Source organism: Herbidospora galbida (assembly GCF_005233835.1).
GTDB lineage: Bacteria > Actinomycetota > Actinomycetes > Streptosporangiales > Streptosporangiaceae > Herbidospora > Herbidospora galbida.
This window is the reverse complement of sequence record NZ_SZQA01000043.1, coordinates 20,684-42,013: the sequence shown is the minus strand read 5'-3', so window position 1 is coordinate 42,013 and position 21,330 is coordinate 20,684. Positions and strand designations below refer to the sequence as shown.

Sequence of the window (21,330 nt, the reverse complement as noted above, 5' to 3'; positions counted from 1 at the left end):
GGTGGCTCGAGAGAATCGGCGGCACTGGCGGCACGCGCGCCGTTCCCTCCGCACCAGGCTCGTCATGCTCTTCGCGACAGTGACGGTCGCCGGTGCGATCGGCGCCCTCGTCCTCGCGATGTCCGGGCCCCCGGCCGTGCCCTGGGAGCCGTTGGGCGACCAGGGGGAGTCGGCGCCCGAGGCGGTGGCCGGTCCGGCGGCGGCCCGCCCGATCGTGATCGGCGGCGGCGCGCCCGCCGGTTTCCCGATCTGGGGCTTCTCCCACACCCGGTTCAGCGTCGACTCGGGCCCGCCCGAGGTCACCGCGGTCGCCGAGCGGAGCCTGGCCCGCGGCCGGATCATCCAGAACCAGCACATCATGGGCTTCGGCACCCTCAACCCCGAGCCCTCGCCCGGCAAGTACGACTGGGACAGCATGGACAGCCGGATGGCCGCCATCAAGCGGTCGGGCGGCCTCCCGGTCATCACGCTCTGCTGCGCCCCCGACTGGATGGTCGGCGGGAAGCCCGGCGAGACCGACTGGGAGAACAACTTCACCCAGTCACCGCTGCGCAAGCACTACAAGGACTTCGCGAACCTGGCCGCCGCCGCGGCCAAGCGCTACCCCCACGTCCGCCACTTCATCGTGTGGAACGAGTTCAAGGGCTTCTTCAACGAGGGCCTGAAGCGGTGGGACTACGAGGGCTACACCGAGATGTACAACCTCGTGTACGACGCCCTGAAGAAGGTCAACCCGAAGATCCAGGTCGGCGGCCCCTACATCAACGTCACCGACCGGCCGGGCTGGAGGTCCGAGGTCTCCGGCCCGTGGGGCAGCCAGGACCAGCGCGGCCTCGACGCGATCAGGTTCTGGCTGAAGAACAAGCACGGCGCCGACTTCATCGTGGTCGACGGCACCTCCGAGTCGTCCAAGGGCATGTACCCCGACGAGTTCAGGGCGCTGGCGAAGTTCTCGGCCGTCAACGGGTGGCTGAAGAAGCAGACCAAGCTGCCGATCTGGTGGGCGGAGTGGTACTTCGAGCCCGCCGAGTCCGACTGGACCACCGGCCGCCGCCTGGCCGTCCAGGCCGCCGCCATGATCGAGTTCGCCAAGAGCGGCACCGCCGCCGCCCTCTACTGGTCGCCCCAGGGCGAGGGCCGCGAGTGCGACGGCTGCCTGTGGACCAACCTCGACCAGCCCAAGGCCGGCCAGCCGCTGCCCGCCCTGACCATGCTGCAGGACTTCGCGCGCTGGTTCCCCGCCGGGACGCGCCTGGCGAGCGTGCGGTCGACGCATCCGGCGATCAGGGTGCTGGCGTCGTCGAAGAAGCTGGTCGTGGTCAACACGCGGGGCGAGGAGACCAGGGCCCCGGTCGACGGCAAGCAGCTCACGCTCAAGTCCTACGAGGTCCGGTGGATCAACCGATGACATGGCCTGCGGTCAGCGTGGTCGTCTGCACGACGGGGAACCGGCCCGAGATGCTGCGCGCGGCGCTGGCGTCGATCAGGGCGCAGGACTACGAGGGCGACGTCACCGCCGTCATCGTCTTCGACCGGTGCGACCCCGACAAGGAGGTCCTGTCGGACGACCCGCACCGCCGGGTGACGTGGACGACCAACGAACGCGTCCCGAACGTGGCCGGGAGCCGCAACAGCGGCATCCTCGCCGCGCCGGACGACCTGGTCGCCTTCTGCGACGACGACAACACCTGGCGGCCGGCGAAACTCCGCCTCCAGGTCGAGGCCCTCCGAGCGAACCCCGACGCGGCGCTGGTCTCGTGCGGGATGGTGTCGACGCAGGAACGCCTCTGGCCGTCCTCCCACATCACCTTCGACGACCTGCTGCGCTCCCGCATCCCAGCCGCGACGACGTCCTCGTTCCTGATGCGCCGTTCGCTGCTGACGGGCCCGGTCGGCATCTTCTCCGAGGAGATCCCGCGCGGCTTCGCCGAGGACTACGAGCTGCTGCTGCGCTGCGCCCGGCACGCGCCGATCCCGTACGTGCCGGAGATCCTGGTCGAGGTGCCGCCGCACGAGGGCTCCCACTTCTACGGTCGCTGGTCGATGATCGCCGACTCCCACGAATGGCTGCTCGACCACTACCCCGAGTTCCGCCGCGACCGCCGCGGCTACGCGCGCCTGGCCGGCCAGGTGGCCTTCGAGAGCTCGATGGCCCGCGACTGGGGCCGGTCGCTGACATGGGCCCGCCGGGCGTTCCTCACCTCTCCGATGGAACCGCGCACCTATGCGGCGCTGGCCATCTGCTCCCGGCTGGTGTCCGGCGAGTGGATCATCCGTCAGGTCCAGGCGCGGGGTAGCGGGACCTGAGCTCCTAGTCGATTGCGTGATGCAAGTTCTGCTGTCTAGAGTAACTTGCATCACGCAATCGACTGCAAGGAGACGTCGTGAGACCAAGCTCGGCACTACTCCGTGCCAGCAGGTGGCCGGGCGTGCCCGATCGCCTGACGGCCCTGCTGGCCGTCCAGCTCCTGTCCGAGCGCAGAGACCGGGAGGGCCTGGAGCACTTCTCGGCGCTCAGCGCGGAGCGGCCCGGCTCGGCGCTGGCGCGAAGCCTCGCGGGCGTCTTCAGGGCCCGCCTCCACGGGCCGGTCGAGGAGGCGCTCGCCGACCTCGACGACGCTGCCGAACGCGAGCTCGGCCTGCCCCACTATTTCCGGGGCACCACCCTGGCGGCTCTTCCCGGGTGCGCGGGCCGGGCCGGCACCGCCATCGCCGATCTGGAATTCGTGCTCGCGGTACGCGACCAGTTCCCGGCCGGTTTCCTGCACGCCGTCCAATGGGCGCTGGCGCGCGCGTACGAGTGCGCGGGTCGCCCGCAGGACGCCCTTGAGGCGCGCCGGCGGGTCGGGCACGACCGTGACGTGGCGCTGGCCACCGACTACGTGGCCGACGCCGAGCACGGAATCCGGTTCGGCCCGCCCCGCCTGGTGGAGAGGGCCCCTGGCGTCCACCTCGCCCAGGGCTACGACTTCGCCGACTTCGGGTTTGTGGTAACCGGCGACGGCGTCGTGGCGATCGACGCCGGCAGCGACCCCCGCCACGTGGAAGCGGCGCTGCGGGACCTGCGCGAGGTCACCGACCAGCCGGTCACGCACGTGATCCTCACCCACGCTCACTTCGACCATGTGGGGGGCCTCGACGCCTTCACCGACGCCCAGGTCATCGCCCAGGCCCGCTTCCCCGAAGAGCTCAGGTCACAGGCCGGGAGCCCGCCGCCGTTCCCCTATCTCCTGCCGCGCGGCCGGGATCACCGCAAGCAGGCCGTGCCCGACCGGCTGGTCGGCTCGGCCGAGACGCTGACCGTCGGCGGGGTCGAGTTCGGGCTCATCCCGATCAGCGGCGGCGAGAGCGCCGACGGGCTGGTCGTCCATCTGCCCGCCACGGGCGTGGTGTTCGTGGGAGACATGTGCATGCCTTACCTCGGGGCGCCGTTCGTCGCCGAAGGCTCGGCGGAGGGTCTCTTCGAGGCCATCCGGACCGTCGGCGACCTGCGGCCGAACCTGCTGCTCCACGGGCACACCGGGTTGACCGACAACTTCACCGTCGAGGCCCTGCCCGGTCTGTCGGCAGCCCTGCGTGAGCTGCACGCCGTCGTCCTGGCGGGGGTCGCCGACGGGCGTCCGCTCGTCGACCTGCTCGAACTCGACCACCTGCCCGAGGTGCTGCGCGACCACCCTGCGGCGATCACGCCCTACCTGGTGATGCGCGACGGCTTCGTGCAGCGGGTGAACCGGCAGGCGACCGGCTACTGGCGAGCCGACGGAACGGGGGTGGAGCACTTCTCCACCGCCGAATGGGCCGTCGCGCTCGACCTGCTGGGCGGCGGCGGCCCCGACGCCTTCGCCAAGACCGGCGAGGAACTCCTCAGCCGGGGCGATCCCGCACTCGCGCTGCGGATCGTCGAGAGCGGGCTGCTCCGTCACCCGCGCGAACCCGCGCTCGCCGCGCTGCGGCAGCGGCTCCTGCTGGCGCTCGTCGAACGGAACCAGTTCCTCGATCCGTTCAAGTTCGCCTACTACGCGGGACTGGCCGGGCTGACTCTGGCCCCCGCCGGCTGAGCCCCCGGACCGGGCTCCATGTCGCAGTCGTGCGGTCCGAGCGAACGGCCGCAACGGCCGCAGGTGAGCCCGGGCTGCAGCGACCCGCCGCAGCCCCGGTGCCGGACCAGCAGCGGTGGGCCGTCGGGCGACCGGTGCCGGTCGCCCCACAGCAGCAACGACATGATCACCGGCCACAGATCGAGGCCGGCCGGAGTCACGTGGTATTCGTACCGATCGGGCCGGGTCTGGTAGAGCCGCCGTTCCAGGACGCCGGCTTCGCAGAGCTTGCCGAGGCGGTCGGAGAGGATGTTGTGGGCGATGCCGAGGTCGGCCCGGAAGTCCTCGAACCGGCGGGTGCCGCGCAGCGCGTCGCGCACGATCAGCAGCGTCCAGCGTTCGCCGACCACTTCGAGCGTGCGGGCGATCGAACAGACCTGGCCTTCGTACGTGCGCGGCAGCATCCGCCCATCCTAGGTCCATTGCATCACGCAAGTCAGGGGTGGGACCGTCAGACGCTCAGCAGCATGAACCTCTCCAGCACGACCCAGCCCGCCAGCAGCAGGAACGGGATCGACAGCCACGCCAGCCGCCGGCTCCAATACCAGGTGCCGGGGCGCTGCCGGATCCGGATCACCTCCCGGGTCAGCACGATCACCACGAACACCGCCAGCGCGATCAACCCGTAGGGCGTCCACGGAGTCTCGCCGATGCGGAACGGCGTCCCCCGGAGCTGGGGCGCGATCCGGCCCGTCGGCTGCTCCTTCAGGGCGTAGACGGCCGCGTCGTCGTTCCAGACCAGGGTCTTCAGGTCGGGGTGCCGGGCCAGCGACACCCGCATCTTCGGGCCCCAGTCGGCCGGGTAGTTGGCGTCGATCTCCAGTGACGCCTCCTGGCTGCGGGTGGCCAGGATGAAGGAGCCGGGCCCGGCGTCGCGGAGCTGTTCGACCACGTTGTCGACCTTGTACGGGTCGCGCCCCGCCGTCGCCCTGATCTGGCGCACCCGTTCGACCCCGGTCAGGCTCCACGAGATCGACGAGCCGCCGTCGCCCTCGGGGACCAGGTAGAGGATGCGGGTGGTCTCCAGATCCTGCTCGTAGATGTAGTCGATGGCGGCGCGTTCCTGGGGGGAGGTCCACTCGTACTTCTCGTTGCCGAACCGGGCCAGCAGGAACGCGCCCGCGAGCCCCAGCACCAGGGCGCAGGCGACGACCGGGCGCAGTTTCGCCAGCACCGGGAAGCGGCGCTGGGGCGGCACCTTGCTCGGCAGGCCCGGGTAGAAGAGGTAGGCCACCAGGATGCTGGTCGCCGGGAGGGTGAACAGGTAGACGCGCAGGCCCAGCTCGCCGCCGTAGCTGAGCATGGCCAGCGACAGCACCGGCACCACCATCATCACGAAGACGACCCGGTCGCCGACGCCCTTCTTCAGCCGCCGCAGCAGGCCGATCCCGGCCAGGCCCAGGATCACGCCCGTGATGGCCAGCCGGGTGTAGAGCACGATCAGGCGTTCGGGGTTGGTGGAGCTGATCCGGCCCGTGGTCTGCGAGGTGAGGTTGCCGCCCACCTGGCCCACCGAGCCGACCATCGCGTCGAGGTGGCCCGACCAGTAGGCGACGGCCATGTAGTTGACGTACGCCGCCACGATCGCGCCGAACAGGACGACCATCATGAAGCTGAGCCGGGTGCGCCGGAACGCCACGAAGCCGAGCAGCACCCCGCACATCATGAACGGCGTGATCTGGTGGGACGTCGCGGTCGCCACGAAGATCATCACGATCAGGACCAGGATGATGATCCGGTCGGTGACCGTGGTCTTCTTGGGGGCGCGTTCGCCCGGGATGAGCGTCCAGCGGCGCTTCCAGAACGAGGAGGCCGGGTCGACGCGGAGGAACCAGGTCACCAGGATCGCGACGAAGAGCAGGTAGAGCAGGTACGTCATGCCCTGCGGCGAGAAGTAGTCCTGCCCCACCCACTGCGACACCACGAAGATCATCAGAGCCAGCCACTTGGCCCGGCGGTCGGCCTGCAGCCGCCTGACGATGACGATCAGCGGGATCAGGTAGGCGACGTTGGAGATCAGCGGCCACCAGTTGAGCAGCGCCGCCGCGTCCTCGACCCCGGCCGCCCTGATCATGAACGCCGAGAAGACCGAGAAGCCGGGCCAGTTGAAGCGGGCGTCCAATGCCGTGAGGGTCTCGCCGGTGCGGGCGATGTAGTCGACGAAGCCGCCGATCGTCCAGGCGACCGGGAACCGGGGGAGCGGCTCGACCAGGACCGCCGCGCCGTGCAGGGCGAACATGACGGCCAGGATCTGGAACAGCAGCAGGATCGGCCGGTTGCGCTTCTGGGTGAGGGTGTCGAAGAAGCTCAGGATCAGCAGCGCGACGGCCAGCAGGGCGACCGGCGGCATGACCGACACCAGGCCCAGCCCGGTCATCGCGTAGAGATCCACGCCGACCAGGCCGGTGGGGCGGGCCTTCATCGCCAGGACGTACATGACCAGGGCCTGGATCGTGATGACGGCGCCCAGCCACTCACGCGGCTGCCGCGCCAGCAGGCCCGCCCTCGTCACCCACCCGCTTCGCCTGGGCGGGGCGACCGGTGGCGTCACCCGCTCGGGCACCACGACGAGCTCACCGGCGGGCGCGACGTCCCACCCGGGCGCGACGACCCGGATCAGCCCCGAGGTCGCGAACTCCTCGGTCTTGGGCCCGACCTCGGCGTCGCTCCAGCCGACGTGTTCTTCGGCGGAAGGCCCGTCCTGGTCGTCGGCCGCAGAATCGTCGCCGGACTCTTCTCCGGAGGCTTCGGGCTCTTCTCCGGGGGGCGGTTCTTCGGTGGGCGGCGGAGCGTCGTCGTCGCCGTCGGGGCCGTCGACGATCGGGTCGGAGCGGGTGGCCGTGGTCAGCCGGCGGATGCCGCCGAAGGGGAGGGCTACGGGTTTGATGGTGTCCACCGTTTCCGAGTCGTCGGAGGTGTGCCGCGACGGTGGGGGTTCGATCGAGGGCACGGAATCTGTTTTCGAACCTTTCGGCCGGCAGAGCCGGAACAGCGCGGGGGCCACCGCCGCCGCGGTGACACTCTGCGTGATGACCAGCGCGATGCCGACGCCCTCGATGCCGTGGCGGGGCAGCAGCAGCCACGTCAGCCCGAGGGCCAGCACGCACCGCGCCGCCTGGATGTAGAGCAGCGGGCGGCCGCGCCCCATGGCCCGCAGCGCGCCCAGGTAGAGCTCGACGAACGCCCGCGCGAGCGTGGCCAGGGCGATCAGGCGCAGCAGGGGGGTCCCGTTGTCGGCGAACTCGGCGCCGAAGACCGACAGGACCAGCGGCGCGGCCGCCACCACCAGGGCGATCATCGGGATCAGCACGGTCAGGCTGCGGTGCAGCGCCCGGCGGGTGTTGCGGCCGAGCGCGGCGGGGTCGAAGGAGCCCTCGACGGTCAGGCTGGTCGCCATCGTGAACGCGAAGATCTCCAGCAGGCCGCCGACGGTGACCGCGATGCCGTAGTAGGCGTAGGTCCGGTGGTCGACCTGGGTGGCCACCACGACCGGCACCAGGTAGATCGCCGCCAGCGTGAACACCGAGCCGAAGTAGTCGCCCCCGGCGAACCGGACGATCCGCCTCAGCGAGGGAGGGGTCCGGTGCGCCGTCTCGGCGACGTGGCGCGGGATCACCCGGGCGAAGAGCAGGTAGTTGACGGGGAGCACGGCCAGCGCGCAGGGCACGATCCAGGCCAGGAACACCTGCCACGAGACCACGTCGCCGCGCGCCGCCACCAGGAACGCGCACGCTGCCACGGCGGCGACCTTCACGAACCCGACGGCCACGTTCACCACGGGCACCCACGTCGAGCGCCGCAGCGCCGACAGCACCACCTCTTGCAGCGTGTAGACCGACCACACGATGACGACCAGCGCGAACACCCCGGCGGGCAGCCAGCCCCACAGGATGCGGAACCCGGGCTCGTCCTTGGTCACCACGATGAACACCGCCGTGGCGGCCAGGCCGAGGCCGCCGCCGAGCAGGTAGACCGCGCCGACGAACCGGCCCGTCGCCCGCCCGGTCTCCGGCACGAACCGGGTCAGCGCCCCCACGAACCCGAACGAGGTGAGCGCCGCCAGCATCCGCATGGCGTTGATCAGCGCCTGGCCCTCGCCCACGTCGGCGGCGGGGAAGAGCCGGGCCGCGATCACCCAGTAGCCGACGCCGAGAGCCGCCCCGATGCCCGCGTTGACGACCAGCGCGTAGGCGTTGCGCAGCAGCGGATCCTGGAGGTCGGCGGGCAACCGCCGGCGAAGCGTCTCGGTCACCGGTTCTCAGTCATCACGGGTCAATTGCGGTCGGGCCGGTCGGGTCAGGCGGCGCCCTGGTCGGCCGGGACCCCCGCCCCGGCGTTCACCTCGGCGGGGGCCGGCAGCCGGGCGTCGCGCTCGCGGAGGATCGTCTTCAGCACCCGCCAGCCGTCGCGGACCGTGCGCAGGTTGCTGGTGCCGTGGATGCGGCCGCGTTCGTGGCTCGGCACCTCGTGGACCTTCAGGCCGGCCTTGGCGGCGCGGATGTTCAGCAGGGTCTCGACCTCGAAGCCGGCGCAGTCGGGCGCCAGGACGTCGAGGCTGCTGGCCCAGAACGCGTTGTAGCCGTAGCAGAGGTCGGTGTAGCGGGTGCCGTAGATCAGGTTGACCAGGCCCGACAGCACCAGGTTGCCCAGGCGGCGGCCGAGGGTGATGTCGTCGCTGCCGCCGCCGTGGGTGAAGCGGGAGCCCTTGGCGTAGTCGGCCCCGGCGACCAGCGCGGCGACGAAGCGGACGATCTCGCGGCCGTCGGTCGAGCCGTCGGCGTCGATCATCACGATGATCTCACCGGTGCAGGCGGCGAAGCCGGCCGCCAGCGCGTCGCCCTTTCCCCGGCCCGGCTGGGCCACCACCCGCAGCCCGGGACGCAGCCGCCGCGCCACCGCGACCGTGTCGTCGGTGGAGTGGCCGTCGACCAGCACGACCTCGTGCACCCACCGGGGGAGCGTCGCGAAGACGTGGGGCAGGTTCTCGGCCTCGTTCATCGCGGGGACCACGATGCTCACCCGAGGTGCGATCGCCATTAAAGGGGTTATTGTGGTGAATGACCCTAAATGGGATATAGGACGAGAAATGCTGCTCTCGGGATTCATGGTGCGGGGATCCTCCGGGGCAAGGTGCGTGCTGCGTCGTTGCAAAGGGGGCACGATTGCCATCGCGAGCTGCGAGGACGTGAAACGTACCAGGGATGGGCTCGCCTTGGGAACCGCGTCCGTCCGGATGTGTCCGGACCGGAACGCGGCCGAATCAAGGAGCGCTAAGACGCTACATGTCCTGATCTCGTGCCGGGTGGAGATCCCGCCGAAACACGCCAGGACGTAAAGAAGATCTTCATTCGGCCCCCACCTCGTATCACCAGGAAGTTCCCTCGCTGGACGTTAGGCGTATGTACGTCCACATTCCAGGTGTATTAGAACGATGTATACATCTGAGCAAGATTGATCACGGCAGTCAACCGTCGCGACCAATTCTGGTCAGATCTACCGAAAGTCCGAAAGGTCGATCTCTGGCCCGTGATCGAAGACGCGCTCCGGCCGTTCGGCGAACATCACGCCCCGGCGCGGCGGCGACGCCTGCTCCAGTTCCCAGGCCAGCGGGCTGAACCGGCGGCCGACCATCCGGTGCCACACCCGCTCGCGCAACTCGGGCAGCAGGTCGTAGAGGTAGTCGCCGGGGCAGCGGGTGTTGTTCAGGTCGCGGTGGCCGACGATCGCCTCGTAGGGGTCGAGGTCGTAGGTCGCGCACAGCCACGCCGTCAGCTTCACCAGCGACCCGAGCAGGGCGAGCGGCGGGCTGGTGCGGGCGTAGGTGCCCTCGTTCTCGATGCCCAGCGAGGTCCGGTTGTGGTCGGCGGTGTGCGCGCCCACGGCGTGCATGCCCCGGGAGAGCGCCAGCAGGGTGCGGTTGCGGCCCTCCATGATGTGGCCGCCCCGGCTGATGGTGAACTGCTCGCCGATGTCGTCCCACCGGTTGCGGCGCATGTGGTGCTTCTGGATCGCCCGCGAGAGCCGGTAGGCGTGCTCCAGGCTGTCGTCCATCGTGTTGGACGTCGCCGTGTGGTGGATCACGATGTACGCCGGGGCCCGGCGCAGGATCGTCGCCGTCTCCCGGGGTTCCCGGGCCTCCCATTCGAGCCGTTCGTGTATGCGGGGCCGGATCGGCCCCCGCGTGGCCTCCGCCCGGGGGACGCCCAGCAGGGGGACCGCGGCGCCCGCGACACCGAGGGTGAAACCGAGCGAGAGGACGTGGCGGCGGTCCAGGGGCATGCGCGCTCCTCCGAGAGGCGGGAGGAGATTCGGTTACACAGCGTGACAGGTAGGATGAATACCGCGAGAACGCCGTGCCCAAACCGGGCATCACACCTGTGCCAGGAACTTCTCCCGCTCCTCGGGGGCCAGCCGGTCGCTGAACAGCATTCCGTCGAGGTGGTCGGCCTCGTGCTGCAGCACCCGGGCCAGCAGGCCGACGGCCCGGACGGTCACCGGCTTGCCGAACATGTCGCGGCCCCGGGCGGTCACCGAGAAGGATCGTTCCAGGGGCCACCAGATGCCGGCGGCCGACAGGCAGGCCTCGTCGGCGACGACCGTGCGCTCGGAGGTCTCCAGGCGCGGGTTCACGATGTGGCCGGCCCGGCCGTCGAGGGAGAACGCGAACACCCTGAGGGGGACTCCGAGCTGGGGCGCGGCCAGACCGGCGCGGCCGGCTCCGGCGCGGAGGGTCAGCGTGAGGGACTTGACCAGCTCACGCAGTTCCTTGTCGAAGGTGGTGACGTGTTGGGCTACGGTCCGTAGCGCTGGATCGGTGAACGGGACGATCTGATGGGCAGTCACTGCACGCTCCCCGCGGCGCTTCTGTGGGCAGATACACAGTGCGAGCCACGGCCGGCCTGCGGCCGTCCGCGTCTCCTGTTTCTTCTGGCAGATTCCCGGCGCGAGCCACGGCCGGCCTGCGGCCGTCCGCGTCTCGCTGGCGACACCCGAACGAAATGCCCGGCCCGCACTCGCCCTAATCGCGGTTAAATCCGCGTTGCGCCGGTGCGTCGTGTGAGTTTCTTGTTTCGTACGTGCGACCCACTTAACGGGCGCACCGTCACCGATCGTCAGTGTGCGTAACGGCGGCCTCCTACGTTCCAGGCAACCCTGGAAACCGAGGAAGGACCCCCTCATGGCACGCTGGATCGCCGACTGGCGCCCCGACGACTCCGACTTCTGGGCCGCCGGAGGGCGGCAGGTCGCCCGCCGCAACCTGATCTTCTCGATCTTCGCCGAGCATCTCGGGTTCACGCTCTGGACGGTGTGGAGCATCGTCGCGGTGCGCCTGAGCGCCTACGAGTTCACCACCGACCAGTTGTTCTGGATCGTCGCGCTGCCGAACCTGGTGGGGTCGGCGCTGCGGCTGCCGTACACCTTCGGGCCGGCGAAGTTCGGCGGGCGCAACTTCACGGTGGTCAGCGCGCTGCTGCTGCTCATCCCCGCCGGCCTGCTCGCGGTGGCGGTCGGCAATCCGGCGACGCCGTACTGGGTCTTCCTCGTCATCGCCGCGACCGCCGGGCTGGGCGGCGGCAACTTCGCCTCCAGCATGGCCAACATCACCTACTTCTACCCCCAGTCCAAGCAGGGGGCCGCGCTCGGGCTCAACGCCGCCGGCGGCAACATCGGGGTCTCCTCGGTGCAGCTGGTGATGCCGCTGGTGATCGGGGCCTTCGGGCTCGCCGCGGCCGGGCTGTTCTGGGTGCCGTTCATCCTGGCGGCGGCGCTGGGCGCCTACTTCTTCATGGACAACCTGACGGTCGCCAAGGCCGAGCCGCGCGAGATGGCCAAGGCGGCGGCCAAGCCGCAGACCTGGATCATGTCGGTGCTCTACATCGGCACCTTCGGCTCGTTCATCGGCTACTCGACCGCCTTCCCGCTGCTGCTCACCTCGCAGTTCCCCGAGCAGTCGGGGCTGACCTCGCTGGCGTTCCTGGGCGCCCTGCTCGGCTCGCTGATCCGGCCCGTGGGCGGCTGGCTGTCCGACCGGCTCGGCGGCGCGGCGGTCACGCTGTGGAACTTCGCCGCGATGGCGGGCGCTGTCCTCCTCGTGTACGCCGGCCTCGCGGCCCACAACGTCCTCCTCTTCTTCGCCGCCTACCTGCTGCTCATCGGCACCGCGGGGGTCGGCAACGGGTCGACCTACCGGATGATCCCGGCCATCTTCCGGGCCAAGGCGATCGAGGGACTGGAGCCGGGCACCCAGGCCTACGACGACGCCCTGGCGGCCGGACGCCGCGACGCCGCGGCGGCCATCGGCTTCATCTCCGCCGTCGGCGCTTTCGGCGGGTTCTTCATCAACCGCGGATTCGGCTCCTCCATCGCCGCGACCGGGGGAGCCGGGGCGGCGATAACCGCTTTCGCCATTTTCTATGGCATTTGTTTCGTTCTGACCTGGTTCTGCTACCTGCGACGTCACGCCACCGGGACCACGCCCAGCCTCGCCGCCGCCCGTGTTTAACGCACGAACGGCAGCTTGTAGCACAGCGGTAACAGAAGGGACCCAGCGGTGAAACCCCCTGAAAGCACCATCGGACCCATGTCGTTCTCACTTTCCGCTCCGGCGTCTGTGATGTCGCCGCTGCCCGAGGGGACGGCCACGCACTGCCCGTACTGCGCCCTGCAGTGCGGCATGCACGTCACCCAGACCGATCTCAACCAGGCGGAGATCACCCCCCGCGACGACGTGCCCGCCAACCAGGGCGGGCTGTGCCAGAAGGGCTGGACCGCCGGCGCGCTGCTGCGCTCGCCGCACCGGCTGACCACCCCGCTCATCCACGGCAAGCCGGCGGGCTGGGACGAGGCCCTCGGGTACGCCGCCTCCCGCATCGCCCGCATCCAGGACGCCCACGGCCCCGACGCCGTCGCCGTCTTCGGCGGCGGCGGGCTGACCAACGAGAAGGCCTACCAGCTCGGCAAGTTCGCCCGGGTCGCGCTGCGCACCAGCCAGATCGACTACAACGGCCGGTTCTGCATGTCGTCGGCCGCCGCCGCGACCAACCGGGCCTTCGGCCTCGACCGGGGCCTGCCCTTTCCGATCACCGACCTCGGCGACGCCGGCGCGGTGCTGCTGGCGGGCGGCAACGTCGCCGAGACCATGCCGCCCTTCGTCCGCCACCTCAACCCGGCCGGGCTGATCGTCGTCGACCCCCGCGAGACCCCCACCGCGCGGCTGGCCGCGCTGCACCTGCAGAACGCCCCCGGCACCGACCTGGCCCTCGCTCTCGCGCTGCTGCACATCGCCATCGCCGACGGCCACGTCGCCGAGGAGTACGTGGCCGCCCGCACGACCGGCTTCGACGCGGTCCGCGACAGCGTCTCGGCCTGGTGGCCCGAACGCGCCGAGCGCGTCACCGGGGTCCCGGTCGCCGCCATGCGGCAGGCCGTCGCGATGCTCGCCGAGGCGGGCAACGCGGTCGTGCTCACCGGGCGCGGCGCCGAGCAGCACGCCAAGGGCACCGACACCGTCACCGCCTACATCAACCTGGCGCTCACGCTCGGCCTGCCCGGCCGCCCCGGCTCCGGCTACGGCTGCGTCACCGGCCAGGGCAACGGCCAGGGCGGCCGGGAGCACGGCCAGAAGGCCGACCAGCTCCCCGGCTACCGCAAGATCGACGACCCGGCGGCCCGCGCCCACGTCGCCGCCGTCTGGGGCGTCGACCCCGCCGACCTGCCCGGCCCCGGCCGCTCCGCCTACGAGCTGCTCGACGCGCTGGGCACCCCCGAAGGCCCCAAGGGCCTGCTGCTGTTCGGCTCCAACCCGGTCGTCTCCTCGCCCCGCTCCGGCCACATCGCCGGGCGGCTCGCGGCGCTCGACCTGCTGGTCGTGGCCGACCTCGTGCTCTCCGACACCGCCGAGCTGGCCACCGTCGTCCTGCCCACGGCCCAGTGGGCCGAGGAGGCGGGCACGATGACCAACCTCGAAGGGCGCGTGCTGCTGCGCCGCCGGGCCGTCGCTCCGCCCTCGGGGGTGCGGAGCGACCTGGAGATCCTCTCGGGCCTGGCCGAACGCCTCGGCCGGGGCGGCTCGTTCCCGGCCGACCCCCGCACCGTCTTCGACGAGCTGCGCCGGGCCAGCGCCGGCGGTCCCGCCGACTACTCGGGGATCACGTACGAGAAGATCGCCGACCAGGGCGGGGTCTTCTGGCCCTGCCCCGCCGACGACCACCCGGGCACCCCGCGGATCTTCCTCGACCGCTTCCCCACCCCCGACGGGCGGGCGCGCATGGTCGTCGTCGACCACCGGCCGCCCGTCGAGGACGTCGACGCCGACTACCCCTATTACCTGACCACCGGACGCCTGCTGGCCCACTACCAGAGCGGCGCCCAGACCCGCAGGGTGGCCGACCTCACCGAGGCCGCCCCCGAACCGTTCCTCGAACTGCATCCCGACCTCGCCGACCATCTCGGCATCCGCCCCGGCGACATGGTCAGGGTGACCGGCCGGCGGGGGGTCACCGAGGCGACGGCCCGGATCAGCGCGGCGATCCGGGCCGACACCGTTTTCCTGCCCTTCCACTGGGAGGGCCCCAACCGGCTGACCAACCCGGCACTCGACCCGGTCTCGCGCATGCCCGAGTTCAAGGTGTGCGCGGTCAACCTCGCGGTCGTGGGAGGTGGCCGATGAGGGGCATCGTCGTGGTGGGCAACGGCATGGCCGGATCCCGCTTGGTCAGCGAGGTGCGCGCGCGCGACAAGAAGGCGCGGGTGACCGTGTTCGGTGCGGAGGAGCGGGCGCCGTACAACCGGGTGCTGCTGTCCAACGTGCTGGCCGGCACCACCCGGGCCGACCAGGTGCGCCTGCACGGTCCCTCCTGGTACGACGACCACAACGTCACCGTGCACCTGGGCACCGAGGTCGTCGCGATCGACCGGGAGACCCGCTGCGTCATCACGGCCGACGGCGGGCGCACGCCGTTCAGCGTGCTGGTGCTGGCCACCGGCAGCGAACCGATCGTCCCGGCGGTGCCCGGGGCCGAACGGGCCATCGCGTTCCGCACGATGGACGACTGCGAGCGCATCCTCGCGGCGGCGAACGCGGCCCGGCGGGCCGTCGTCATCGGCGGCGGGCTGCTCGGCGTCGAGGCCGCCCGCGGCCTGGCCGGACGCGGCCTGCCGGTCACCCTGCTCCACCTCAAGGGCCACCTGATGGACCGCCAGCTCGACCACGAGGCCGGGCAGGTGCTCGGCGACACCCTCGAAGGGCTCGGCGTCGAGATCATGACCGGCGTCACCGTCACCGGGATCACCGACGGCAAGGTCGAGCTGACCACCGGCCACGTCGAGGCCGACCTGGTCGTGGCGGCCTGCGGGGTCCGGCCGGTCACCGCGCTGGCTCTTGACGCCGGTCTGCACGTCGAGCGCGGGATCGTCGTCGACGACGAGATGCGTACCGACGACCCGGCGATCTTCGCCATCGGCGAGTGCGCCCAGCACGACGGCCAGGTCTACGGCCTGGTCGCGCCCTGCTGGGAACAGGCCGCCATCGTCGCCGACCTCATCACCGGCGCCGACGCGCGGGCCCGCTACCGGGGATCGCGCCTGGTCACCCGGCTCAAGGCCAAGAGCGTGGAACTGGCCGCGATGGGCGAGACCCACCTCACCGACGCCGACGCCGAGATCGTGCGCTTCACCCACCGGCGCGGCGGCACCTACCGCAAGCTCGTCATCCGCGACGGCCGCCTGGTCGGCGCGATCCTCGTGGGCGACCCGGCCACGGTCGGCACGCTCACCCAGCTCTACGACCGGGGCGGCCCGCTGCCCGCCGACCGGTCGGGGCTGCTGTTCCCGGGCCTGGCCGGCGCCGCGCCGGTCAGTCCCAGCCCGGTACGCATGCCCGACGCGGCCCAGGTCTGCCGCTGCAACAACGTGACGAAGGGACAGATCAGGGCCTGCTGGGAGGCCGGAGCCCGCGACGTGGCCGCCGTGGCGGCGGCGACCCGGGCGACCACCGGATGTGGCAGTTGCGCCGAGACGGTCGGCGGAATCGTGGAATGGCTGTGCGAACAGGAAGGGGCGAGCGCATGACCCGCGTTCTCATTGTCGGTAATGGCCCGTCCGCGCACCGGCTGGCCGAGACGCTCACCAGCAAGGGCTTCGCCGGGTCGGTGACGATCCTGGGGGAGGAGCCCCGGGGCGCGTACGACCGGGTGGCCCTCACCACCCACCTGACCGAGGGGCGCGACCTCGCCTACCCCGACATCCCGGGCGTGACGGTCTTCGTCGACACGAAGGTCGTCTCGATCGAGCCCGCCGCGAAGACGGTCAACGGCTCGATCCCCTACGACGTGCTGGTCCTGGCGACCGGCTCCGCGCCGTTCGTGCCGCCGGTGCCCGGACGCGACCTCGACGGCTGCCACGTCTACCGGACCATCGACGACCTCGACGCCATCAGGACCTCCGCGAAGACCGCGACGGCGGGCGTCGTCGTGGGCGGCGGCCTGCTCGGCCTGGAGGCCGCCGACGCCCTGCGCGGGCTGGGCCTGGAGACGCACATCGTCGAGATGAGCCCGTGGCTGATGCCCCGCCAGGTCGACGAGGGCGGCGGAGCCGTGCTGAAGAAGCACGTGGAGTCGCTCGGCCTGACCGTGCACACGAGCTCGGGCGTGCTCGGCATCGAGGGCGGCGAGCGCGTCACCGGGCTGCGCACCCCCGACAAGGGCCTGATCGAGGCCCAGGTCGTGGTGTTCTCCGCCGGCATCCGGCCCCGCGACGAGCTGGCCCGGGGCGCTGGGCTCCAGGTCGGCGAGCGCGGCGGCATCGTGGTCGACGACGGCATGCGCACCAGCGACCCGTCGATCCTCGCCATCGGCGAGTGCGCCCTGCACGACGGCCAGATCTACGGCCTGGTCGCGCCGTGCATGACGATGGCCGAGGTGGCCGCCGACCGCATCATGGGCGGCCAGGCCGCGTTCACCGGCGCCGACCTGTCGACCAAACTCAAGCTGCTCGGTGTCGAGGTGGCCCAGTTCGGCGCGATGGCGGGCGCCCTCGACGTCACCTACCTCGACCCGGTCGCCGGGGTCTACAAGAAGCTGTTCGTCAGCGACGACGCCTCGACCCTGCTCGGCGGCATCTGCGTCGGCGACGCCGCCCCGTACACCACGCTCCGGTCGTTCGTCGGCGCCGAGCTGCCGGCCGCCCCGAGCGACCTGCTGTTCAGCCCCACGGCTGTGGAACTGCCGGGGGACGCACCGGTCTGCTCGTGCAACAACGTGACCAAGAACGACGTCACCGCGGCCATCAAGGAACACGACCTCACCGACGTCCCCGGGATCAAGGCCTGCACCCGGGCAGGCACCACCTGCGGCAGCTGCGTGCCGCTGCTGAAGAAGATCCTGACCGAGTCGGGCGTCGACACCGGGTCGGGCCTGTGCGAGCACTTCGCGCACAGCCGGGCCGAGCTGTTCACGATCGTCCAGGTCCGCGGCATCACCACGTTCACCCAGCTCATCGACGAGCACGGGACCGGCCGGGGCTGCGACATCTGCAAGCCCGTGGTCGCCTCGATCCTGGCCTCCCTGCACAACGGCCACGTCCTGGAGGGCGAACAGGCCGCCCTGCAAGACACCAACGACCATTTCCTAGCTAACCTACAAAAAAATGGGACATACTCGATCGTGCCCCGGATTCCGGGGGGCGAGATCACCCCAGAGAAACTGATCGTGATCGGCGAGGTCGCCCGGGACTTCGGCCTGTACACCAAGATCACTGGAGGCCAGCGCATCGACCTGTTCGGCGCCCGCGTCGAAGAGCTGCCGCGCATCTGGCGGCGCCTGGTCGACGCCGGGTTCGAGTCGGGCCATGCCTACGGCAAGGCCCTGCGCACGGTGAAGTCGTGCGTCGGCTCCACGTGGTGCCGTTACGGCGTACAGGACTCGGTGACCCTCGCCATCGACCTGGAGCTGCGCTACCGGGGCCTGCGGTCGCCCCACAAGCTCAAGTCGGCCGTCAGCGGCTGCGCCCGCGAGTGCGCCGAGGCCCGGTCTAAGGACTTCGGGATCATCGCCACCGAGAAGGGCTGGAACCTCTACGTCGGCGGCAACGGCGGCTTCACCCCCCGCCACGCCGACCTGCTGGTCCAGGACGTCGACACCGCGACCCTGATGCGCACGATCGACCGGTTCCTGATGTTCTACATCCGCACCGCCGACCGCCTCCAGCGCACCTCCGCGTGGCTGGAGAACCTCGAAGGCGGCCTCGACCGGCTCCGCCAGATCGTCGTGGACGACGCCCTGGGGATCTGCGCCGACCTCGACGCCCAGATGGCCGCCCACGTCGCGACCTACGCCGACGAGTGGCGGGCCACCCTCGACGACCCGGTGAAGCTGCGCCGCTTCGTCAGCTTCGTGAACGCGCCCGGCACGCCCGATCCGACGATCAGCTTCACCACCGAGCGCGACCAGATCAAGCCCGAGATCCTGCAGGTGATGAGCCGATGACCCAGACCACCGTGTTGGAAACCGCGGGGGAACGCGTGTGGGAGCCCGTGTGCCCCCTTCCCGACCTGCTGCCCGAGCGCGGCGCCTGCGCCCTGATCGGCGGCGAGCAGGTCGCCGTCTTCCGAGCCCACGACGGGTCCCTGTACGCCATCGGCAACCAGGACCCCTTCAGCGGTGCCTACATCCTGTCCCGGGGGATCGTCGGCACCAGGAACGGGGAGCCGACCGTGGCCTCCCCGATGCACAAACAGGTGTTCTCGCTCATCAGCGGGGTGTGCCTGGACGATCCCGGGACTGTGATTCCGACATTTCCGATTCGCGTCACCATGGGGATGGTTGAGGTGAGCGTCAAATGACCGCACTGCTCGAAGAGACGCAACTGGCCGCACTGGCCGAGGGGCTGTCTCCGGAGACCGCGCCGAACGCGCTGTCCGGCTTCACGATCGGCGTCACCGCCACCCGCCGTCGCGAGGAGTTCTCGGCGCTGCTCGAACGCCGGGGCGCGCGCGTGGTGAGGGCGCCCGCGATCCGGCTGGTGCCGCTCTCGGAGGACGTCGACCTGATGGCCGCCACCCGCGAATGCCTGGCCTCGCCGGTCGACGACGTGGTCGTCACCACCGGCGTCGGGTTCCGCGGCTGGGTCGCCGCCGCCGAGGGCTGGGGCCTGGCCGGCCACCTGACCGCCCGGCTGGCCGACGCCCGGCTGCTCACCCGCGGCCCCAAGGCGCGCGGCGCGGTCAGGGCCGCCGGCCTCACCGACCACTGGACCCCCGCGACCGAGTCGTGCGAGGAGGTCCTGCGCTACCTCCTGAGCCAGGACCTGCGGGGCCGGCGCATCGCCATCCAGCTGCACGGCGAGCCGCTGACCGGGTTCGTCGCCGACCTGCGCGCCGCCGGAGCCGAGGTCATCGAGGTGCCGGTCTACCAGTGGCTGCCCTACCGCGACACCTCGCCGCTGCGCCGCCTGGTCAGCCAGGTCGCCTCCGGCGCGATCGACGCCGTGGCGTTCACCAGCGCCCCGGCCGTGCACGCCATGCTCAACGCGGCCCGCGCCGACGGGCTGGAGGAGGCCCTGCTGGCGGCGTTCCGGGGGCCGGTGACGGCGGCCTGCGTCGGGCCGGTCACCGCGCAGCCGCTGGTCGCCAAGGGCGTGCCGGTGATCCAGCCCGAGCGCTCGCGGCTCGGCTCGCTGGCCCGCACGCTGGCCCGGCACCTGCCGGAGAAGAGCGTCACCCGGCTCACCGCCGGAGGCCACGAACTGGAGATCCGGGGCCACGCGGTGGTCGTCGACGGCGAGCTCAAGCCGCTGCCCCCGGCGCCGATGGCGGTGCTGAAGCGGCTCGCCGACCGGCCCGGCCACGTCGTGGCGAGGGGCGACCTGCGGATGGTGCTGCCGGGCGGGCCCTCCCGCGACTCGGCCGAGCACGCCGTCGAGATGGCCATCACGCGGTTGCGCCGCGCCCTCGGCCCGAGCGGCATCGTCGAGACGGTCGTCAAGCGCGGCTACCGCCTGGCCTGTGACCGGGAAGACGTGTGACGACCCTCGTCATGGCGGCCCACGGCGCCCGCAGCCCCGAATGGGACGCCGTCCTCGCCGACCTGGCCGGGCGGGTGCGGCGGACCCGGCCGAAGACCCCCGCCCGGCTCGCCTTCCTGGAGCTGAGCGACCCGCCGCTGGAGCGGGTGCTCGCCGAGGTCGCGGGCCCGGTCGTGGTGGTGCCGCTGCTGCTCGCGGGTGGCTACCACGTCCACATCGACCTGCCCGAGGTGATCGCCCGGGTGCGTCCCGACGCGGTCGTCGCGGGCCCCCTGGGCCCGCACCCGCTGCTCACCGAGGTGCTGGCCCGGCGTCTGGCCGCGGCCGGGCTGCGGCCCCGCGACGCGGTGATCCTGGGCGCGGCCGGCTCGTCCGATCCGGCGGCCCTCGCCGCCGTGCGCGCGGCCGCCCGCCTTCTTTCCGTACGCCTCTCGCGCCCTGTCACCGCCGCGTTCGCGTCGTCGGGCCGGCCGGGGATCGACGAGGCGGTGGCCGCGATCAAGGAAGGCCCGGCGCCCCGGACGGTGGTGGCCTCCTACCTGCTGGCCCCCGGCCTGTTCCACACCCGCCTGGCCGAGAGCGGCGCCGACGTGGTCAGCGCCCCTCTGGGCGTCGACGACGACCTGGCCAGGCTGGTGTGGCACCGCTACGACGAGGCGCGTCAGGGATCCAGCCGCAGCTCCCGCACGATGGCCTCGGCCGCCTCCGGCCGCGACGGCTCGGAGTCGGCGCCGGTGAAGATCTCGTAGTAGGCGTGCCGGAAACAGCCGGCCAGCAGCAGCCGGGCGCTGGACTCGGGGTGCACGTCGGCCCTGACGCGCCCGAGCTCCTGCTCGCCGGCGAGGTAGGCCGCCAGCGGCAGCACCTCGCCCTCGGGCCCGAGTTCGGACTCGCGCATGGCCTGCCGGAAGCGGACTGTGAGGATCGGGGAGACGAAGGCCGGGAGGGCGGCGGCCTGGATCTCCGTGTAGTAGTGGATCCCGGCCAGGGCGACCGGCCGCAGGTTCCCGGTCACGTCGCCGTGCCCGGGGCGGAGGTCGTGCAGCAGGCGGAGCCACGACGGCAGCCGGTCCTGCAGCAGGGCCAGGAAGGTCTCGACGGCTTGGGCCGGGGTGGTGCCCCGGATCTGGGGAGTGGCGGCTCCAATCGGTTCGGTGGTGCCCGTTTTCATCCGCATCGCCATGTCGAGGACACGCCGGCGGGTTTCCTGAGA

16 protein-coding genes are annotated in these 21,330 nt (G+C 71.4%); 10 read left to right on the top strand and 6 right to left on the bottom strand.

Annotated features, from left to right (window positions below):
* Position 1 precedes the first annotated feature (1 nt).
* From FDA94_RS32955 to FDA94_RS32945, 3 genes are all read left to right on the top strand, one after another.
* The gene (locus FDA94_RS32955; RefSeq protein ID WP_137250982.1) at positions 2 to 1,408 is read left to right on the top strand and encodes a GH39 family glycosyl hydrolase; all 1,407 of its coding nucleotides are present in this window, start codon (positions 2 to 4) and stop codon (positions 1,406 to 1,408) included.
* The gene (locus FDA94_RS32950; protein ID WP_137250981.1) at positions 1,405 to 2,307 is read left to right on the top strand and encodes a glycosyltransferase family 2 protein; all 903 of its coding nucleotides are present in this window, start codon (positions 1,405 to 1,407) and stop codon (positions 2,305 to 2,307) included. Before FDA94_RS32955 ends, FDA94_RS32950 begins: the two co-directional genes overlap by 4 nt.
* A gap of 122 nt (positions 2,308 to 2,429) precedes the next feature.
* A complete protein-coding gene (locus FDA94_RS32945; RefSeq protein ID WP_170991231.1) occupies positions 2,430 to 4,058 on the top strand; it encodes an MBL fold metallo-hydrolase in 1,629 nt (542 codons plus the stop codon).
* Here the strand turns inward: FDA94_RS32945 and FDA94_RS32940 are convergent.
* From FDA94_RS32940 to FDA94_RS40795, 5 genes are all read right to left on the bottom strand, one after another.
* Positions 4,016 to 4,501, bottom strand: a complete 486-nt coding sequence (locus FDA94_RS32940; protein WP_137250979.1) for a winged helix-turn-helix transcriptional regulator — start codon at positions 4,499 to 4,501, stop codon at positions 4,016 to 4,018. The genes FDA94_RS32945 and FDA94_RS32940 overlap by 43 nt on opposite strands.
* A 47-nt stretch (positions 4,502 to 4,548) precedes the next feature.
* A complete protein-coding gene (locus FDA94_RS32935) occupies positions 4,549 to 8,349 on the bottom strand; it encodes a lipopolysaccharide biosynthesis protein (protein ID WP_137250978.1) in 3,801 nt (1,266 codons plus the stop codon).
* Between the two features lie 44 nt (positions 8,350 to 8,393).
* Positions 8,394 to 9,134 carry a glycosyltransferase family 2 protein gene (locus tag FDA94_RS32930; protein WP_246060279.1) on the bottom strand — a complete coding sequence of 247 codons (741 nt, stop codon included), beginning with the start codon at positions 9,132 to 9,134 and terminating at the stop codon, positions 8,394 to 8,396.
* Between the two features lie 456 nt (positions 9,135 to 9,590).
* Complete coding sequence (locus tag FDA94_RS32925; protein ID WP_137250976.1) at positions 9,591 to 10,376, bottom strand: peptidoglycan recognition protein family protein; 786 nt, start codon at positions 10,374 to 10,376, stop codon at positions 9,591 to 9,593.
* Positions 10,377 to 10,466: 90 nt separating this feature from the next.
* Complete coding sequence (locus tag FDA94_RS40795; RefSeq protein ID WP_246060278.1) at positions 10,467 to 10,940, bottom strand: peptide deformylase; 474 nt, start codon at positions 10,938 to 10,940, stop codon at positions 10,467 to 10,469.
* A gap of 334 nt (positions 10,941 to 11,274) precedes the next feature.
* Here FDA94_RS40795 and FDA94_RS32915 point away from each other — a divergent pair, with 334 nt between their 5' ends.
* The 7 genes from FDA94_RS32915 (at position 11,275) to FDA94_RS32885 (ending at position 20,866) form a co-directional block, all read left to right on the top strand.
* Complete coding sequence (locus FDA94_RS32915; protein WP_137250974.1) at positions 11,275 to 12,600, top strand: MFS transporter; 1,326 nt, start codon at positions 11,275 to 11,277, stop codon at positions 12,598 to 12,600.
* 78 nt (positions 12,601 to 12,678) lie between these two features.
* Complete coding sequence (locus FDA94_RS32910; protein WP_137250973.1) at positions 12,679 to 14,766, top strand: molybdopterin oxidoreductase family protein; 2,088 nt, start codon at positions 12,679 to 12,681, stop codon at positions 14,764 to 14,766.
* Entirely contained in the window at positions 14,763 to 16,166 is a 1,404-nt protein-coding gene (locus tag FDA94_RS32905) for an FAD-dependent oxidoreductase (RefSeq protein WP_137250972.1), read from the top strand. The genes FDA94_RS32910 and FDA94_RS32905 overlap by 4 nt, the downstream gene beginning before the upstream one ends.
* The gene (gene nirB / locus FDA94_RS32900) at positions 16,163 to 18,580 is read left to right on the top strand and encodes a nitrite reductase large subunit NirB (RefSeq protein WP_137250971.1); all 2,418 of its coding nucleotides are present in this window, start codon (positions 16,163 to 16,165) and stop codon (positions 18,578 to 18,580) included. Before FDA94_RS32905 ends, nirB begins: the two co-directional genes overlap by 4 nt.
* Complete coding sequence (gene nirD / locus FDA94_RS32895) at positions 18,577 to 18,936, top strand: nitrite reductase small subunit NirD (protein ID WP_137250970.1); 360 nt, start codon at positions 18,577 to 18,579, stop codon at positions 18,934 to 18,936. Before nirB ends, nirD begins: the two co-directional genes overlap by 4 nt.
* Positions 18,933 to 20,117 (top strand): uroporphyrinogen-III synthase, encoded by a 1,185-nt coding sequence (locus FDA94_RS32890; protein ID WP_137250969.1) that lies wholly within the window; start codon positions 18,933 to 18,935, stop codon positions 20,115 to 20,117. Before nirD ends, FDA94_RS32890 begins: the two co-directional genes overlap by 4 nt.
* Positions 20,114 to 20,866, top strand: coding sequence for a sirohydrochlorin chelatase (locus tag FDA94_RS32885; protein WP_137250968.1), 753 nt, complete (start codon positions 20,114 to 20,116; stop codon positions 20,864 to 20,866). Before FDA94_RS32890 ends, FDA94_RS32885 begins: the two co-directional genes overlap by 4 nt.
* On the opposite strand, the gene FDA94_RS32880 is transcribed toward FDA94_RS32885, so the two are convergent.
* Complete coding sequence (locus FDA94_RS32880; protein WP_137250967.1) at positions 20,779 to 21,288, bottom strand: hypothetical protein; 510 nt, start codon at positions 21,286 to 21,288, stop codon at positions 20,779 to 20,781. The genes FDA94_RS32885 and FDA94_RS32880 overlap by 88 nt on opposite strands.
* Between the last annotated feature and the right edge of the window lie 42 nt (positions 21,289 to 21,330).

Bases quoted from the DNA above. Each gene is read 5' to 3' on its own strand.
- FDA94_RS32910 (WP_137250973.1), top strand. From the start codon at position 12,679: ATGTCGTTCTCACTTTCCGCTCCGGCGTCTGTGATGTCGCCGCTGCCC.
- FDA94_RS32915 (WP_137250974.1), top strand. From the start codon at position 11,275: ATGGCACGCTGGATCGCCGACTGGCGCCCCGACGACTCCGACTTCTGG.
- FDA94_RS32930 (WP_246060279.1), bottom strand. From the start codon at position 9,134: ATGGCGATCGCACCTCGGGTGAGCATCGTGGTCCCCGCGATGAACGAG.
- FDA94_RS32880 (WP_137250967.1), bottom strand. From the start codon at position 21,288: ATGAAAACGGGCACCACCGAACCGATTGGAGCCGCCACTCCCCAGATC.
- nirD (WP_137250970.1), top strand. From the start codon at position 18,577: ATGACCCAGACCACCGTGTTGGAAACCGCGGGGGAACGCGTGTGGGAG.
- FDA94_RS32905 (WP_137250972.1), top strand. From the start codon at position 14,763: ATGAGGGGCATCGTCGTGGTGGGCAACGGCATGGCCGGATCCCGCTTG.
- FDA94_RS32950 (WP_137250981.1), top strand. From the start codon at position 1,405: ATGACATGGCCTGCGGTCAGCGTGGTCGTCTGCACGACGGGGAACCGG.
- FDA94_RS32925 (WP_137250976.1), bottom strand. From the start codon at position 10,376: ATGCCCCTGGACCGCCGCCACGTCCTCTCGCTCGGTTTCACCCTCGGT.
- FDA94_RS32940 (WP_137250979.1), bottom strand. From the start codon at position 4,501: ATGCTGCCGCGCACGTACGAAGGCCAGGTCTGTTCGATCGCCCGCACG.
- FDA94_RS32890 (WP_137250969.1), top strand. From the start codon at position 18,933: ATGACCGCACTGCTCGAAGAGACGCAACTGGCCGCACTGGCCGAGGGG.
- nirB (WP_137250971.1), top strand. From the start codon at position 16,163: ATGACCCGCGTTCTCATTGTCGGTAATGGCCCGTCCGCGCACCGGCTG.